The 15,930-nt window shown below is 38.9% G+C and carries 13 protein-coding genes; 2 read left to right on the top strand and 11 right to left on the bottom strand.

The window, feature by feature from the left end; genetic code table 11:
• Positions 1 to 29: 29 nt before the first annotated feature.
• The 6 genes from bioD to bfr all read right to left on the bottom strand — a co-directional run bounded on the left by bioD (position 30) and on the right by bfr (position 5,332).
• Positions 30 to 674, bottom strand: a complete 645-nt coding sequence (gene bioD / locus FTV17_RS09085) for a dethiobiotin synthase (protein WP_179999011.1) — start codon at positions 672 to 674, stop codon at positions 30 to 32.
• Complete coding sequence (gene bioC / locus FTV17_RS09080) at positions 671 to 1,462, bottom strand: malonyl-ACP O-methyltransferase BioC (protein ID WP_257219916.1); 792 nt, start codon at positions 1,460 to 1,462, stop codon at positions 671 to 673. The genes bioD and bioC overlap by 4 nt, the downstream gene beginning before the upstream one ends.
• A complete protein-coding gene (locus FTV17_RS09075) occupies positions 1,459 to 2,616 on the bottom strand; it encodes an 8-amino-7-oxononanoate synthase (RefSeq protein ID WP_179999010.1) in 1,158 nt (385 codons plus the stop codon). Before FTV17_RS09075 ends, bioC begins: the two co-directional genes overlap by 4 nt.
• Positions 2,613 to 3,896 carry an adenosylmethionine--8-amino-7-oxononanoate transaminase gene (gene bioA / locus FTV17_RS09070; protein ID WP_179999009.1) on the bottom strand — a complete coding sequence of 428 codons (1,284 nt, stop codon included), beginning with the start codon at positions 3,894 to 3,896 and terminating at the stop codon, positions 2,613 to 2,615. The genes FTV17_RS09075 and bioA overlap by 4 nt, the downstream gene beginning before the upstream one ends.
• An 82-nt stretch (positions 3,897 to 3,978) precedes the next feature.
• Positions 3,979 to 4,701 (bottom strand): hydrolase, encoded by a 723-nt coding sequence (locus tag FTV17_RS09065; RefSeq protein WP_179999008.1) that lies wholly within the window; start codon positions 4,699 to 4,701, stop codon positions 3,979 to 3,981.
• 166 nt (positions 4,702 to 4,867) lie between these two features.
• Entirely contained in the window at positions 4,868 to 5,332 is a 465-nt protein-coding gene (gene bfr / locus FTV17_RS09060; RefSeq protein ID WP_035269243.1) for a bacterioferritin, read from the bottom strand.
• 321 nt (positions 5,333 to 5,653) lie between these two features.
• Here bfr and FTV17_RS09055 point away from each other — a divergent pair, with 321 nt between their 5' ends.
• Positions 5,654 to 6,718: an aldehyde reductase gene (locus FTV17_RS09055; protein WP_179999023.1), complete on the top strand. Its 1,065-nt coding sequence runs from the start codon at positions 5,654 to 5,656 to the stop codon at positions 6,716 to 6,718.
• Between the two features lie 61 nt (positions 6,719 to 6,779).
• On the opposite strand, the gene ligA is transcribed toward FTV17_RS09055, so the two are convergent.
• The 5 genes from ligA to FTV17_RS09030 form a co-directional block, all read right to left on the bottom strand.
• Positions 6,780 to 8,825 carry an NAD-dependent DNA ligase LigA gene (gene ligA, locus FTV17_RS09050; protein ID WP_179999007.1) on the bottom strand — a complete coding sequence of 682 codons (2,046 nt, stop codon included), beginning with the start codon at positions 8,823 to 8,825 and terminating at the stop codon, positions 6,780 to 6,782.
• A gap of 95 nt (positions 8,826 to 8,920) precedes the next feature.
• A complete protein-coding gene (locus FTV17_RS09045; protein WP_179999006.1) occupies positions 8,921 to 10,024 on the bottom strand; it encodes a cell division protein ZipA C-terminal FtsZ-binding domain-containing protein in 1,104 nt (367 codons plus the stop codon).
• 1 nt (position 10,025) lies between these two features.
• Positions 10,026 to 13,478, bottom strand: coding sequence for a chromosome segregation protein SMC (smc, locus tag FTV17_RS09040; RefSeq protein WP_179999005.1), 3,453 nt, complete (start codon positions 13,476 to 13,478; stop codon positions 10,026 to 10,028).
• Positions 13,479 to 13,488: 10 nt separating this feature from the next.
• Complete coding sequence (locus tag FTV17_RS09035) at positions 13,489 to 14,184, bottom strand: GntR family transcriptional regulator (protein ID WP_035269253.1); 696 nt, start codon at positions 14,182 to 14,184, stop codon at positions 13,489 to 13,491.
• 163 nt (positions 14,185 to 14,347) lie between these two features.
• A complete protein-coding gene (locus FTV17_RS09030; RefSeq protein ID WP_035269256.1) occupies positions 14,348 to 15,148 on the bottom strand; it encodes a sulfite exporter TauE/SafE family protein in 801 nt (266 codons plus the stop codon).
• A 27-nt stretch (positions 15,149 to 15,175) separates the two neighbouring features.
• On the opposite strand from FTV17_RS09030, the gene FTV17_RS09025 reads away from it, so the two are divergent.
• Positions 15,176 to 15,928, top strand: coding sequence for a biotin--[acetyl-CoA-carboxylase] ligase (locus tag FTV17_RS09025; protein WP_179999004.1), 753 nt, complete (start codon positions 15,176 to 15,178; stop codon positions 15,926 to 15,928).
• Positions 15,929 to 15,930 lie beyond the last annotated feature (2 nt).

Genomic DNA, 15,930 nt, shown 5'->3' with positions numbered 1-15,930 from the left:
AAACCGCTCAATAGAGCGGTTTTTTTCATTTATTCAATAACAGGAATATCAAACCATTTAGCAGATGGAAAATGTTGTGATAAATACTTTTTTAAGTAGGTAGATGTATCACGTGAAATAAGCTCATCGTCAGATTCAGCATTCAAATTATATGCTAGAGCATATAACTCAAGCCCACGATGCTTCAGTGCCTCTAAGCTCAACAAAGTATGGTTGATGCTTCCCAAACGCCCCGAACTCACCAAAATTATGGGATATTTTTTATCCACCAAATAATCAATGGTTAAATATTGTGTTGTTAGAGGGACCATCAAGCCACCCGCCCCTTCAAGTAAAACAACTTCATATGAATAGGACAACTGTTGAGTCGCTTGTTCAATTTTAGCGAAATCAATACTTCGCCCATCTATACGTGTCGCTAAGTGAGGCGATGCAGGATAACTGAAAATTTCAGGCATAGTGAGTTTTTGAGTATCTTCCTCTAACCAACCACATCCCATAATTTCACGATGTTTTTCAATATCTTCAGAAACATCCATATTACCCGTTTGAATTAATTTCTGAGTAATGACATTCCGCCCTTGTTCACGCCAAATTTTTGCCAAATAACCAGTGACGTATGTTTTTCCAATTCCAGTATCAATACCGCTCACAAAGTAGATTTGAGCACTCATGACTTACTCCGTGCGATAAAAAATATAGGGTGATACGTTAAAGGATATACAAGATTTTCTTGCTCATCAGTCGCAATAAATTGTCGGTAAGCTAGATAAAATTGATTCAAACTTTCCTTCGTCCAACGAAACCCCTGTGAGGTTGCCGTCACACCTGTGGCCTGTAAATGTTTTAGGACTAATTTTGGGTGTGCGAAGTGTAATTGAGCCAATTGTTGTTCACAGTGCATCACTTCAAATCCATTCTGCTCTAGTAAGCTTTTAATTTGGCTTTGATCAAAATATTTCAATCCTTGACCAGTTAAGGATTTAATTTCTTTTAAGTTCTGAGGCCCATAAGTCGAAAAGCAAAAATAACCATTGGGCTTTAAAGCTGAATGAATTTTCTGTATCAATCTTTCAAAGTCAGACATCCACTGTAATGCAGAGCTTGAGGCACATAAATCAAGATCTTTTGGTAACTCAATTTTTTCGACATCACCAATACGCCACTCGACAGGCTGATGATGACTAATGGTATGCTCAACATCAGCATATAAATCATTCAAAATGACTTGATCCATTTTAAAATGATGAAGCATCTCTTGAGTTAGATTTCCAGTTCCACATCCAATTTCAAATACTTTAGCAAGCTCAGAAGATGAAACATAAAGACGCATCAGCTCGCTTAAATGCTTCGCTACATTTTGTTGAATACGTGCCTGATCTGCATAAGTCCAATGCGATTTTGCAAATCGAGTAGCAATCATTTCTTTTTGAATAAATTTGTTCAACATAGAGTCATTCATAATTGTTCTTTCAACCGCTCCAATTCATCTTGATTCAGCTGAGAATTCATACAAATTCTCAGGCGTGAACTTCCTTGTGGAACCGTTGGTGGCCGAACCGGCAAAATATAAAAACCAGATTGTTGTAATTGTTGTGCGCGCTCAAGTGCACGCTGAGAATCACCTAAAATTAAAGGAATAATCTGCGAGCTTGAAGGACATTCGTAACCTTGCTCAAGAATATATTGACGCAGTTGCAGACTCAAATCACTTAAATGAGCACGTTGCTCCTGCATTTTTTTCATTTTATTCCAAATAAAATGCGTCCAAGCCATGTTGATGGGCGGTTGTGCGGTACTAAAAATCAACGAGCGCATTTTGTTGATTAAATAATCTTTTAAGATTGGATGACACACAATGTATCCACCAACAGATGCGAGTGCTTTCCCGAATGTTCCGACCAAAAAATCGATATCATCTATGACAGCATATTGTTCAGCGCAACCGAGCCCTTGCTCTCCCCGAACACCAATAGCATGTGCTTCATCAACATATAACATGATTTTACTGAACTGATATTTCAGACTCACCAACGCAGTTAAATCAGTTTCATCACCATCCATACTAAAAATTGATTCAGTTACCACAATGATTCTTTGATACAAGGGATCATCATGATATTGCTCGATCAATTGCTTTAAATGAAGCAGATCATTATGTCGATAACGTATCAGCTTCGCTTTACTTAAGCGAATCCCATCAATCATGCTGGCGTGAATCAATTTATCCGAAAGAATTAAAGTTTGACTATCAGCAATCGCAGGCAGAATACCAATATTCATGTGATAGCCACTGTTGAATAACAGAACTGCCCTTTGATTGAATGATTGACTCATGTCATATTCAAATTGCTCATATTCAGGATAATTTCCTGTGAGTAACCTTGAAGATGAAGAGCTCATTCTTTTTGAATCTACTGAACAGTGATCAAAAAATGCTTCTCTTATTTGTAGATCTGACGCAAGCCCTAAATAATCATTACTCGATAGATTCAACATTCTTTGTTGCTGAAGCTCAACCCATTTTCCATGCTGAACGATAGATTTAAACTGCCGAAAATTTCCAGTTTGTTTTAATGAGTCTAACTGCTCTGCGTAGTGATCCAACAAATTCATCTCATTTCCTCTGCAAGTTCCATCACAACACTCACCAACTGCGTTAGTAACTCAGTAAGTTCGACATCTGAAATCACAAAAGGTGGCATGACATAAACTAATTTTCCAAAAGGACGAATCCACACGCCTCGTTCTACGAAACGCTGTTGCAGCGTTTTCATATCAACATTTTGTTTAAGCTCAACAACACCGATAGCACCGAGCACACGAACATCTTGAATATGCGCTTGATCATCTAATCTATGTAAATAATGTTTTAGAATTTGCTCTATTCTTTGAATATTGGACTGCCAATCTTGTGACAATAAAAGCTCAGTACTCTTTAAGGCGACAGCACAAGCCAAGGGGTTCGCCATAAATGTAGGTCCATGCATAAATACGCCAGCTTCACCAGAGCTGATCACTTCAGCGACATGTCGTGTGGTCAGTGTTGCAGATAAAGTCATATACCCACCAGTCAGCGCCTTACCAATACACATGATGTCTGGTTCAACTTGAGCGTGTTCCCAAGCAAATAATTTACCTGTTCGTCCAAACCCCGTGGCAATTTCATCAAATATCATTAACACCTGATATTGATCGCATAGCCTCTTGGCTTCGCGTAAATATTCAGGATGATAGAAACGCATGCCTCCAGCACCTTGCACAATCGGCTCAATAATCATGGCAGCGATAGTGGCATGATGGTTTTTTAAAGTTTCTGCCAATACAAGAATATCTGCTGGATTCCAATCTTCATCAAATCGAGTCTGCGGTGCAGGAACAAAATAACGAGAAGGTAAACTAGAACCAAAGACCTGATGCATCCCAGTAACTGGATCACATACTGACATTGCATTCCATGTATCACCATGGTAACCAGAACGCGTCGTGATAAAACTGGTTTTATCTTTCTTATTTTGTGCGGTCCAATATTGAACTGCCATCTTTAGTGCGACTTCAACAGCGACAGAACCTGAGTCCGCATAGAATATTTTATCTAATTGAGGTGGTGTAATTTTTAATAATGCCTTCCCTAATTCAATCGCAGGATCATGAGTAAGCCCACCAAACATAATGTGTGACATGTGCTGCAATTGATCCGACACAGCTTGATTAAGTTGAGGATGGTTATATCCGTGAATGGCACACCACCAAGATGACATACCATCAATGAGTTGACGACCACCTTCAAGTTCAATCATGACCCCTGTAGCCTTTTTCACTTTATATGTCGGCAGTGGGTTTAACATCGAAGTATAAGGGTGCCATAAGTGTGATAAATCGAATTCGTCAACCATCCTGGAAAAGTGTCCTTATTAATCTAGACAGAGCATAACTCGAATTATTTTTGTTATGAATTGCCTGATTAGACAATATTCATCAGGATTTCTCATTCTTTCTTAGATATTGAACGATTTTGTCACTTAGTTGTGTAGCTCTAAAAATTGAAAAGCAGTGAGAGCCTGGGATAATTTCGAATTTAAAAAACTTTGCATCTATCTTTCCGATATTATCTAGAACTTTGTTACTAACTAATCCATCATCATCAGCAAATACATGTAATTGTTTTCCGACATAATTTTTCAATATCTCGACAGTATTAAGATGATATAGTAAATCTAAGCCCTGCTTTTTTAAATCTAGCTCTTCACTCGTAATTGAATTTTGCAAAGATTGCCAATCTTGTTTAGCAGTGTGGCTGCCCTGTGAGACCAGATAACAAAATCGCTTTAAAGTGGTCATGGGGTCATTTTCAAAAGACTCTCTAAAACTTTGAAAAGTAGAAGGCGGCATACCTGTAGACCAGCATTCATTGGCAACGAAGCAAGGATTCGATGCTAAAGTAATTAACGTTTTTTCCTGACCTGAAAGCTCGAAAACCTTTTGGGTGAGCAACGTTGCTAATTGCCCGCCTAAAGACCACCCCATAATGACATCGACTTTTCTAGCTAAATCAACATGTTTAGATAATTCAACAGGATCGAGTGCATTAAAGATATTAATCAGATCGATTTGAAATCCTGCCATGTCCAAAGCAGTTTTTAAGTTTTCGAGTGGTTTTGTTCCGAGTCCCCAACCGGTAATTAATAAGATTTTACTCATGATTGCCTATCCTTAGCTGATCGTTTTCGGTCAGTATATAAAGCCAAGCACAATAACTCATTGAGAAAATCATTCAATTTCACTTTGATTTTTAGATAATTATTAAAAATGAGCCAATTCAGGCAAAACTGAGGTATAAAAAAACCCAGCCTTGCTGGGTTTTAACTTACATTTGAGACTGAATATAGTTTTGTAAACCAATTAGTTCAATTAAGCGAAGCTGTTTTTCCAACCAATAAGTATGATCTTCTTCGGTATCCGACATTTGTTGACGCAACATATCACGTGTCACGTAATCGCCTTTTTCCTCACAAAGCTTTACACCTTGCGCTAATTTTTCACGCACTTCGTACTCGAGCTTTAAATCGGCTTTTAAACATGAAACGACGTCTTCACCTACTTCAATATCATCACGACTCATATTCGGTGTGCCTTCCAAGAATAAGACACGGCGAATAATAGCATCAGCATGTTGTGCTTCTTCTTGCATTTCGTGATCGATACGCTCAAAAATCTTAGTGAGACCCCAATCTTCATACATACGTGAATGAATGAGATATTGATCACGAGCAGCCAGTTCACCACCGATCAACATATTTAAGTAATCTACGACTTCTGGATTGCCACGCATTTCAATCACTCCATTCTTTAATAGCAACATTATGAACAATCAGAGCTTATTTTGCAAAAAATATAATGTGTAAGTTTATGATTTTTATAAAATTAAAATGAGAAACATACGCATTTGCAGTTTGAATCACTTATTTTTTACTTAAAAAATAACCCCTTGCATACAGTTAAAAAAATTCGAGAGCAGTTTTAAACAAATTTTAGCTCTATTTAATTTTGTAACCAATCGAAGTGACTCTCATTACATTTGAGTTGATGTTGAAAATGATCAAGGACAAATCCTTTTTTTAATTTTAGAATGAATCTATTTGACCATCAGGCAATAACAATGATGACGACTACTGCCCCGATTTTGGTGACAGGTGCAACTGGCTATATTGCTGGTTGGGTAATTAAACAATTATTAGAACAAGGATACACCGTTCACGCCACTGTACGAGACTTAACTAAAAGTTCAAGTTTTCAACATTTAGAACAAATCGCATCTCAAACTTCAGGCGCTTTAATGTTATTTCAAGCAAATCTCTTAGAAGAAGATTCGTTTGATGAAGCAATGAAAGACTGTGAAATTGTGATCCATATGGCGTCACCTTTTTTAGTAACTAATTTTAAAGATCCAATCACAGACTTGATTGACCCTGCACTAAAAGGTACGACCAATGTACTGAACAGTGTCAATCGTACAGATACAGTAAAACGTGTGGTTGTCACATCTAGTATTGCTTCAACTTATGGCGATGCAGTGGATATTTTGAAAACTGAGCAGAACCAGTTTGAAGAAAGCCATTGGAATACCACCAGTAGTGCCGAACACCAACCTTATTTTTACTCTAAAGTCGCAGCAGAACGTAAAGCATGGGATATGCAAAAGGCACAATCTCGATGGGATTTAGTGTGTATCAATCCCTCATTGGTTGTTGGACCATCACTTACACCTTCTACGCAATCTGGAAGTGTTGAAGTCATTCAACAATTTGGAAATGGCATGACTTTATTTGGTGTTCCTCCAATGTGGAATGGGTTAGTCGATGTTCGAGATGTCGCTCATGCGCATATCCAAGCAGCACTTCACCCTAAAGCACATGGACGATATATTATTAATGCTAAAACGATGACCCTACTCGAAATGGGTAAAACATTACGACAACATTTTGGTGGACGCTATCCTTTCCCACGAATGATTGCCCCCAAGTTTTTATTCAAATTACTCGCTCCTCTGTTTGGCTATACGCGAAAATTCGTTGACTTGAATGTGGGTTACCCCATTTACTTCAATGCTGAGCGTAGTAAGCAAGAATTAGGCATGCAATATCGTGACGTTGAGACAAGTATCATAGAACATTTTCAACAGCTACTTGACGATGGCATTATCAAAAAATGTGGTTAATATCTAATTACTCGAGAAAAAAGGGCATCTATTGATGCCCTTCGTTATGTGCAAGATACACTTAAGACTCAGGTTCAGTGAGCTGACCATGCTGAATCATAAATGCAATAAACTCAGCTTCATTCATCACCGGAATACCTAGTTTTTCTGCTTTTTCAAGTTTGGAACCTGCCTTTTCACCAGCAACCAAGCATTTCGTTTTACTGGATACACTACCACTCACACGTGCACCTAATGCCTGTAAGAGTTGAGTCGCTTCATCTCGCCCCATACTGCTTAAAGTACCAGTCACCACCCAGCTCTCACCATTTAAAGGTTGTCGAGTCGGTGCTATCGGTGCATCCCAATGAATTCCAGCCTCAATTAATCGATTTAATACTTCAATATTATGTTCAGCTTTGAAAAAGTCTAATATCCATTCTGCAGTAATATCACCTACATCAGGGGTTTTTTTCAGTGCTTCTAAATCAGCAGATTTCAGCGCATCTAAAGTCTGGAAAGTATTGGCTAACATTCGAGCCGTAGTCTCTCCCACTCCTCGAATGCCTAGTGCGTAAATAAATGCCGCTAATGTTGTTTTTTTACTACTTTCAATTGAGTCGATGAGATTTTGTACAGATTTCTCACCCATTTTTTCAATAGTCAATAATTTTTCACGATGCTCGTGCAAGTGATAAATGTCTGCAACATCTTTGAGGAGTTCAAGATGTAATAAAGACTCAACCCAACGATCACCCAAACCTTCGATGTCCATTGCTTTACGTGATACAAAATGACGGATCGCCTCTATACGCTGTGCCGCACAATAAAGCCCACCAGAACATCGTGCTAAAGCTTCGCCTTCAGGCATCACAACAGGAGAAGCACATACAGGACATTGTTCTGGCAATTGAATTTCAGTGGTTTCTAGAGGTCGAAATTCTGGCCAAACCTTTTCAACTTTAGGAATAACATCTCCGCTACGATAGACACTCACCGTATCTCCAACGCGCACGTCCAAGCGATGTATTTCACCAATATTATGTAAAGTCACGTTTGATACAGTGACTCCGCCAACCGACACAGGATTTAATCGCGCTACAGGCGTTAAAGTACCTGTACGCCCTACTTGCCAATCAATATTTTCAACCGTTGTTAGCGCAGCCACTGCAGGGAACTTATACGCTGTCGCCCATCGAGGTTCACGACTTAAAAAGCCTAATTGTTGTTGTTGTTTCAAATCATTAACTTTGATCACCATCCCGTCAATTTCAACTGACAGGTTTGGACGCTCCTGATTTACAGATTCATAAGCCGCTTGAACCTCTTCAATACTGTCACAAACAAAATGTTTTTCCCCAACAGCAAAGCCCAACTGTTCCAGCCAATTTAAGCTCTCTGACATCGTACTCAGACCATGATGTGGCATGCATTGCGCAATACCATAAGCATAGAATGCAAGTGGTCGTGATGCTGCTATGCTCGGATCAAGTTGACGCAAACTCCCTGCTGCTGCATTTCTTGGGTTAGCGAATGTTTTCTCACCTTTGGCCTCATTTTCAGCATTTAACTTTACAAATCCAGCTTTTGGCATCAGTACTTCGCCACGAACTTCTAACAACGCTGGTGGTACACCTTGAGACATCATGAGTACTTTAGGCAAATTACGAATTGTTTTTACATTTTGGGTAATGACTTCTCCTGTTTCACCATCACCACGTGTAACCGCTCGAATCAGCACACCATGTTCATACCATAGCGAGATCGCAAGCCCATCAAATTTTAGTTCAACGTCGTATTGGATTTTCTGGTTAGGTAAACGCTCTTCAATTCTGCGTGCAAAGGCAAATAACTCTTCTTGATTAAAAACATTGCCCAAAGACAACATTGGAACAGTATGTGTAATATTTTCAAACTTAGATAAAGGTTTATCACCCACTTTATTGGTCGGTGTATCCGCCTGTACTAAATCAGGATATTGTTCTTCTAAGTTTTTTAGTTGATGAAACAATTGATCATATTCACTGTCTTCAATTGTCGGCTGATCCATCACGTAATAAGCATGGTTATGCCGAGCCAGTAATTGAATGAGTTGGCGCATTTGCGCAACGACAGCGTTCTGATCCATATTTTCACCATATAAAAGGGCGGAAAATTCCGCCCAATAATTTCAACCTAAAGAGTATAAATGACTTTACACAAATACAGTAAGTCACCTAGGAATTAAACAGCTTGACCTGATCTATAGTCGATCGCTTTATGGCGCCAGTGTTCTTTTAACTGCGGTGTAAATTCAAGATTATTTTCATCATAGACTGTACCATCTGTTTCACGTGCAATAAGCCCTGCAATACTGACCATACTGTCATAGCCTTTTTGAACATTATGATGCGGTAATGCTAAGAAGAACGCTAAACCTTGAACTTGTTCACCAGATAATGTTTCTAAATCAAAACCTGCAGGACCTTGATCTGTGATTCTGAGTACGGAAAACAGCAATGGGCTGACTGCATCAGGAGTTTCATAACGATGGAAACAGTTCATTTCGCCAAAGCGCAATCCATATTTCATTAATACTTTCAAAGCCTTATCACCTGAAAGTGCTTTTCGAGGATTCGGATACATATTCAAACTAATAATGTATTCGGCATTCGCTAAAGCACTTTCATCATCAAAACGTTGCTGTTCATGTAAATGCACATCCAAGATGCTGCTTTCTTCTTCAAATTCTTTGATTTCAGCAGTTTGAATATTTGGATTTAATACAAAACTTGGCTCAACTTTTTTTGGGTCTTCAGTTGTAATTTCTACTATTGGATCTTTGGATATATGATCTGCACTTTGAGTGTCTGTTACACCATCAATCGAATACGCTTTACTCTCAATTGTTTCTGTATTTTTTTCTAATGGGTCAGTCTCAATGCTATCCGTGTTTTTACTGGAATCGAGCGAAGATTTACTTTCTTTCTCTGCAAGGTCTACCGAAGTATTCAGTTGCACTGTATCTACCACTTCTACAGTTTCTTGAATATTTTCAGGCGTCTTTGTAGCATGCTGATCAGCTGCTTGATCCACTTGAGCCACATCACTCGCTTCAATGTCTTTCAAACTTGGTTCTACACGCTCAGAAGAAGCCAATGGAGCGGCTTGCGCCTGTAAAAGACTACGAACATGGCGCGGAATGACGGGTTGATTACATTGTTCATTTATATGTAATTCAGCATCTAATGACGGTGCTGCATCACTCGGCTTGCGCAGGATCATAAACAACCCTATGCAACAGATCACGATTGCGATCACAATTCCGATAATGGTACTGATTTCCATATTAAGACTCCGCAGCTAAACCGTATTCTTTCGCTTCTTCTAGATCAACAGTGACTAACTTCGATGTTCCTGGCTCAGGCATTGTTACACCAAGTAAGTCAGTAGCCATCGTCATCGCAACTTTATTGTGTGTAATGTAAATGAATTGGACCTGTTCAGAAAGCTCTTTTACTAAATTACAAAAACGTCCAACATTTGCATCATCTAACGGTGCATCAACCTCATCCAATACACAAAATGGTGCTGGATTCAGTCGAAATATAGCAAAAACCAATGCTAGCGCTGTTAGCGCTTTTTCACCGCCTGATAACAGTGCTAAAGAACTATTTCGCTTTCCTGGTGGTCGAGCCATTAGCTTTACACCAGATTGCCAATCATCTTCTAAACTTAAACTTGCTTCACCACCATTAAACACCTTTGGGAATAAGTTTTGCAATTCCGCATTTACTTGATCAAAGGTAGTCATGAATAATTTTTTAGTTTCTTGATCAATACTTTTCATCGCGTCTTTTAATTGTGCGACTGTTTTTTCAAGATCTTCAATTTGATGGCTCAAATCTTCATAGCGCTTTGATACTTCTTCATACTCTTCTGAAGCTGCTAAGTTCACAGCGCCTATTTTGTCAAACTGACGCTGTGCTTGCTCTAACTGCTGTTGGTGCTGAGTTAGATCGATTGGCACATTTTCTAATAATTCAGCATTAAGCTCTTTTAATTGTTCAGCATAATGTTGTAAATCAGATTTAGCCACTTGCCATGCTAAACGTTTCTCTTCTAACTGGGTTCTAAAGTGCTCATCACTTTGCTGATGATTTAACCGTAGCTCTGTCAACTTTTGTTGCTTAGACTGTATTTCATTAAGTTCTATTTGCCATGAGGACCAAGTCTTTTGTAACTTTTCAGTCTGCTGCTTTTGAGCCTCATATTGGCTTTGCAAAGTGGGTAATTCTAATTGAATCGGATCCACGAAATTTTTAGCTTGTGTAATTTGAGTGATGATCTGCTGATATTGGGTTTTTAGAAAACTTGCATCTTTTTCCAACAGCTCAATTTGTTGCTGATTTTGCGTATGAGTACGGCGGTTTGTTTCTAACTCTTGTTGTTTTTTGTAGACTAGATCCTGAAGATGCTCAACCTGATCATTCAACTCTTCAACTTGAAACTCTAAGGTTTTGTAGTGTGGAAGATTGTGTTCAATCTTAAGCATCAATGCATGTAAATCGATTTCGAGATCATCTTTTTGCATCGCATCTTCTTCAAGCTGCGCATCAAGTTGAGCAATTTGCGACTCGATGTGTAGATTTTGCGATTCAAAAGCCTGCTGAGCCATTTGCTGTTTTGCAATCTTCACTTCAAATTGGTGAGCAAGAGCTTGATGATTTTTTAACGCTTTTTGCAACTCAGTACTTTCACTATTTTTTTGTTCAAGCTTTAATTGCATCTCAGCCAGTTCGAGCGTCATTGACTCATGCGCTTTCACCATTTGTGTCAACTCTGATTCAATTTCATCTAATCGAATTCGGTGGCTAAGTGCTCCTTGAGCATCTTGACTGGACTCATCAAAGTACAGAGCAATCATCCAGTCAGGACCCATATGATAGCCATCCAAACTTAAAATAGACTCACCTTGTTTTAATTGAGGCTGTAATTGAAGCGCCTGCTCAAAATCTTGAGCTATCGCAACGTTTAACCACAATGAGTTTTGGGGAAAATCAATCCAACTTGCTAATGTTGGTAAACCAAGTACAGCTCCAGATACATCTTGCTGAATAACTTTTAATTGACGGGCAGATTCGGTCTGAAATAAATCTTCACTCTTTAACGTATTCGCATGCAGCCACTTTGACAGAAATTTTTCAACCAATGCTGCAAATGGTTTCGCCTGATCTTTCAGCTTCAAAATTTGCATTAAAGGGTCATTGCTCTTCGATGCATGTCGACTGACTTTCACCACAAGCTGTTGTAATTGTTTTTGTTCAGATTTCAAAATCTGTATGTGTGAATTCAAATCTGTGCATTTACTTTTTCGCTCAGTCAATGAGATTTGATCACGTTTCAATTGAGTTTCTAATGTCTCAATTCTTTCTTCTAGACGAACGATTTCAATCTGTACATCATGTTTTTCATGCAGGAGATTGTCAATATCATCCTGTTCATACTGTGCTTGATTTTGAGATTTTTGTTCGAGCAAAGTTTGCTTTTGCTGCTCAATTCGAAGCACATTTTTAGCCAAGTGATCACTCTGCGCCAACATTTGTGCACGTTGCTGTTGTTGCTTTTCAACCAATGCTTTTATTTCAGAAAATGATTTTTGCGCTTCAAGTTGCTTTGCCTTCAGCTCATTGAATTGTTGTAAATCAAGCTGTGCATTTGATTCAGTATCACTCAATGTTGTTGCTTGATGTTCTTGCTGGAGGATCAAATCTTCCAACTGAATATCAATCAGTTGCATCCGCTCTTTGGTTTGTATTTTTTGCTCTTCAAGCTGCTTTAAAGTTAAAGTATTTTGAGCAAACAATTGCTGTTTTTGATCCAAATTGGCTTGTAATTCAGCCAGCTTTTTTTCAGCTTGTTGCCATTCTTGCTGAAGTGGTGTGGATTGTTGCATTAATCGCTGAAATAACTCATTTGTTGCTGTTAAATCATGCTCAACAGTGGTGAGTTCAGAACGAACAAGCTTAAATTGCTCACCCAATTCAGTCATTTCAGTTGTATATTCTTGTTGAATTCGTTCACTTTGATGGCATTGAAAAGAAAGTATCTCAACTTTCAAAGTTCGAATTTCAGTCTCTAAGGCTTTATATTGAAGTGCAGCTTCTGCTTGACGCTTTAGTGTCTTTAATTGGGATTTTAATTCAACAGCAATGTCATTTAGACGACTTAAATTTTGATGAGTATGTTCTAAATGTTGCATCGTCTCACGACGACGTGCTTGATAACGTGATACTCCAGCAGCTTCTTCGATATAAACGCGCATTTCATCTGGTTTTGCATCGACCAAACGGTTAATCATGCCTTGTTCAATAATCGCATACGAACGAGGACCTAAGCCTGTTCCTAAAAAAATATCTGTAATATCACGGCGGCGGCATTTTGTACCATTAAGAAAATATTCAGATTTACCATCGCGATTGACTTGGCGACGTACCGCCAACTCACTATAAGCGTTATATGCTCCACCTAATTTTCCGTAGGTGTTTTCAAAGCGTAATTCTACACTGGCCATTCCCACTGGTTTACGCTTTGCTGTCCCAGTAAAAATGACATCCTGCATAGTTCCACCACGTAACTGGCGTGCGCTTGACTCTCCCATCACCCATCGGATTGCATCGATGACGTTGGATTTACCACAACCATTTGGTCCCACGACTGCGGTACGGTTGGCTTTAAATTGTAAGGTGCTGCTATCCGCAAAAGATTTAAAGCCAGAGAGTTTTAAGCTGCTTAATCGCATAGTGTCCTGATTATCTGCGCGATCTCCGCGCCCAAGCTAGTTCAATTTGTTTCATTCGTGTCAGTGACTCTAACACTAGATTGCGCAAGTGTCGGCAAAAATCTTCCATAAATAAAGTAGCTTGTTGTGATTTTCGGATCAAAATTGCATCGATCACGAGCTTAATTAATTCAAGTGCTTCTTGGAGCTCTCTACGCGAAGTATTTAAGGTTAAAAAATAACTACGACGAATAGATGGCAACAGCTCGCGATAAAACTTCATTAAGTATGGGTTGGCTACCATATCTTGTTGCTTTGCTAAAAATTGAAATACACCATCGTAAAATTTTTCAGTATTACTTTGTTTAACTTGTTCAATTAAATATTGCAAAAGTTGCTGAAGCGCCTCAGCTTCATGATTACGCCAAGTTTCACTCATACGCTGGACGATCTGCCCTAACATAAGTGCACTCGTATCAAATAAAGCTCGCACTTGTTGGGCAGACATTTCTGACACAATTGCGCCGCGTCTTGGATAAATTTCAATTAAATGCGTGCGTTCAAGTAATAATAAAGCTTCACGTACCGAACCTCGACTCACGTCTAATTCTTTAGCGATACGCAATTCTTGTATACGTTCACCTTCGACCAATTCGCCACTAATAATCTGTTCACTTATATGTCTGGCTATTTGCTCTGAAAGGCTGTCCACTTCTTCCAATTGCATAATATTCCTATTTATTTTTTTTACTCATACTTCATAAAGCATGATGCTATTTTATTGTTTTTATACCAATAGCATCATACTGGCTATGTCTTTGTCTGACAATTTATCAAATTTTTAGGTCAATACACATCATTATTTTCGAGAATGATTTGGCATATTTTTCTCAAAATACGCCTTGATAAATAAAATAAATCCCTACAGTTGTAAGCAAAGCTGCAAAACATTTTTTCAACATGGCTGCTGACAGTTTATGTGCAACTTTTGCTCCTACTTTTGCGGTGATAAAACTCATTACACTAATGCCAATGAATGCATAAACATGAACATATCCAATGGCATTTTCGATTTCAGCAGGTGCTTTTTGTCCGTAGAACATAAATCCAAATGCACCTGCTAAAGCAATCGGCAGTCCACATGCAGCAGATGTTGCAACAGCTTTTTGCATCACCACCCCATGATGATTTAAATAAGGTACGGTTAAACTTCCTCCACCGATCCCAAAAATTGCTGAAGCCACCCCAATTCCACTTCCCGCAGCCAATTGAGCAGGCACAGATGGTAGTTGCTTAGATTGATCGACCACCACATTAGCACCACGGAACATACGGTATGCAACCCAAATTGCGAAACAACCGATAATCAATTGCAGCATTGGTCCAGAGATAATACTGGCCAATCCAGCACCAAAAAATGAACCCAGTACCAAACCTGGCGCTAAATTTTTAAATACTGACCATAGCACTGCACCTTTTTTATGATGTGCCATAACTGAGCTAATCGATGTGACCACAATCGTAGCTAATGATGTTCCAAGCGCCATGTGCATAATGACAGTTGGGTCATAACCCATTTGGGTAAATACAATAAATAAAATGGGTACGATGATTAATCCACCGCCCACGCCAAACAACCCTGCAGTAAAACCAGCGATTGCACCAATAGCTAAATATATGATTAACTCCATAAATCTTTTACTCTTCTCAGATTCAACATGGATTTAGAGACTCGCCACCTCAGTCAGCTTTTAACTGAAGCTCAACAACTTCCAGAAGTTTTACTGTTAAAAAAGAGCACCACTTCAACCAATGATGAAGTACGCGCACTCATCAAAAAAGGTGTACAGGGTATTCTTGTATGCAGTGAGACTCAAACTCAGGGACGTGGACAACATCAACGACAATGGGTTTCCCCAGTCGGGAATATTTATTTAAGCACATTGCTAGAAACCAAAACACCCTTAGATGGTCGACTATCCCTTGAGATTGCACTTAATATTTTGCAAATTCCTTCATTTAAGTCATTGGATCATTTACAAATCAAATGGCCAAATGACCTTTATAGTGCGCAAGGCAAATGGGGTGGCATTTTGGTAGAGCCTGTAACCCCACATCAGGCGATTGTTGGTGTTGGTATTAATTTATTGCCTGTTTCTGATGCAGCAATCGAACAGCAAACCACATCAATCATGCAATTGGGTTTAGCTCATCCAAATCGAATTAAGATTATTTCAGAGCTTTATCTCGCAATCATGCAAGCTGGACAATGGTTTGAGCATGGAAGTTATAACCTCTCGGGACGTTTCAATCACTATGCTGCTTTTATGAATCAGACTGTAGAGTTTGAGCAAGTGAATAAAACGGTACAAGGTATCTTTAAAGGTATTGGAGATGATGGTCGAATTAATATTTTGACTGAACAAGGTTTAATCGGTTTGTATCAAGGGCGTTTACGCTTAAAAAAATAAAG

The sequence above is a fragment of the Acinetobacter sp. YH12239 genome, assembly GCF_013417635.1.
Taxonomy (GTDB): Bacteria; Pseudomonadota; Gammaproteobacteria; order Pseudomonadales; family Moraxellaceae; genus Acinetobacter.
The sequence above is the reverse complement of the archived record's forward strand: the minus strand, read 5'-3'. Positions and strand labels throughout refer to the sequence as shown.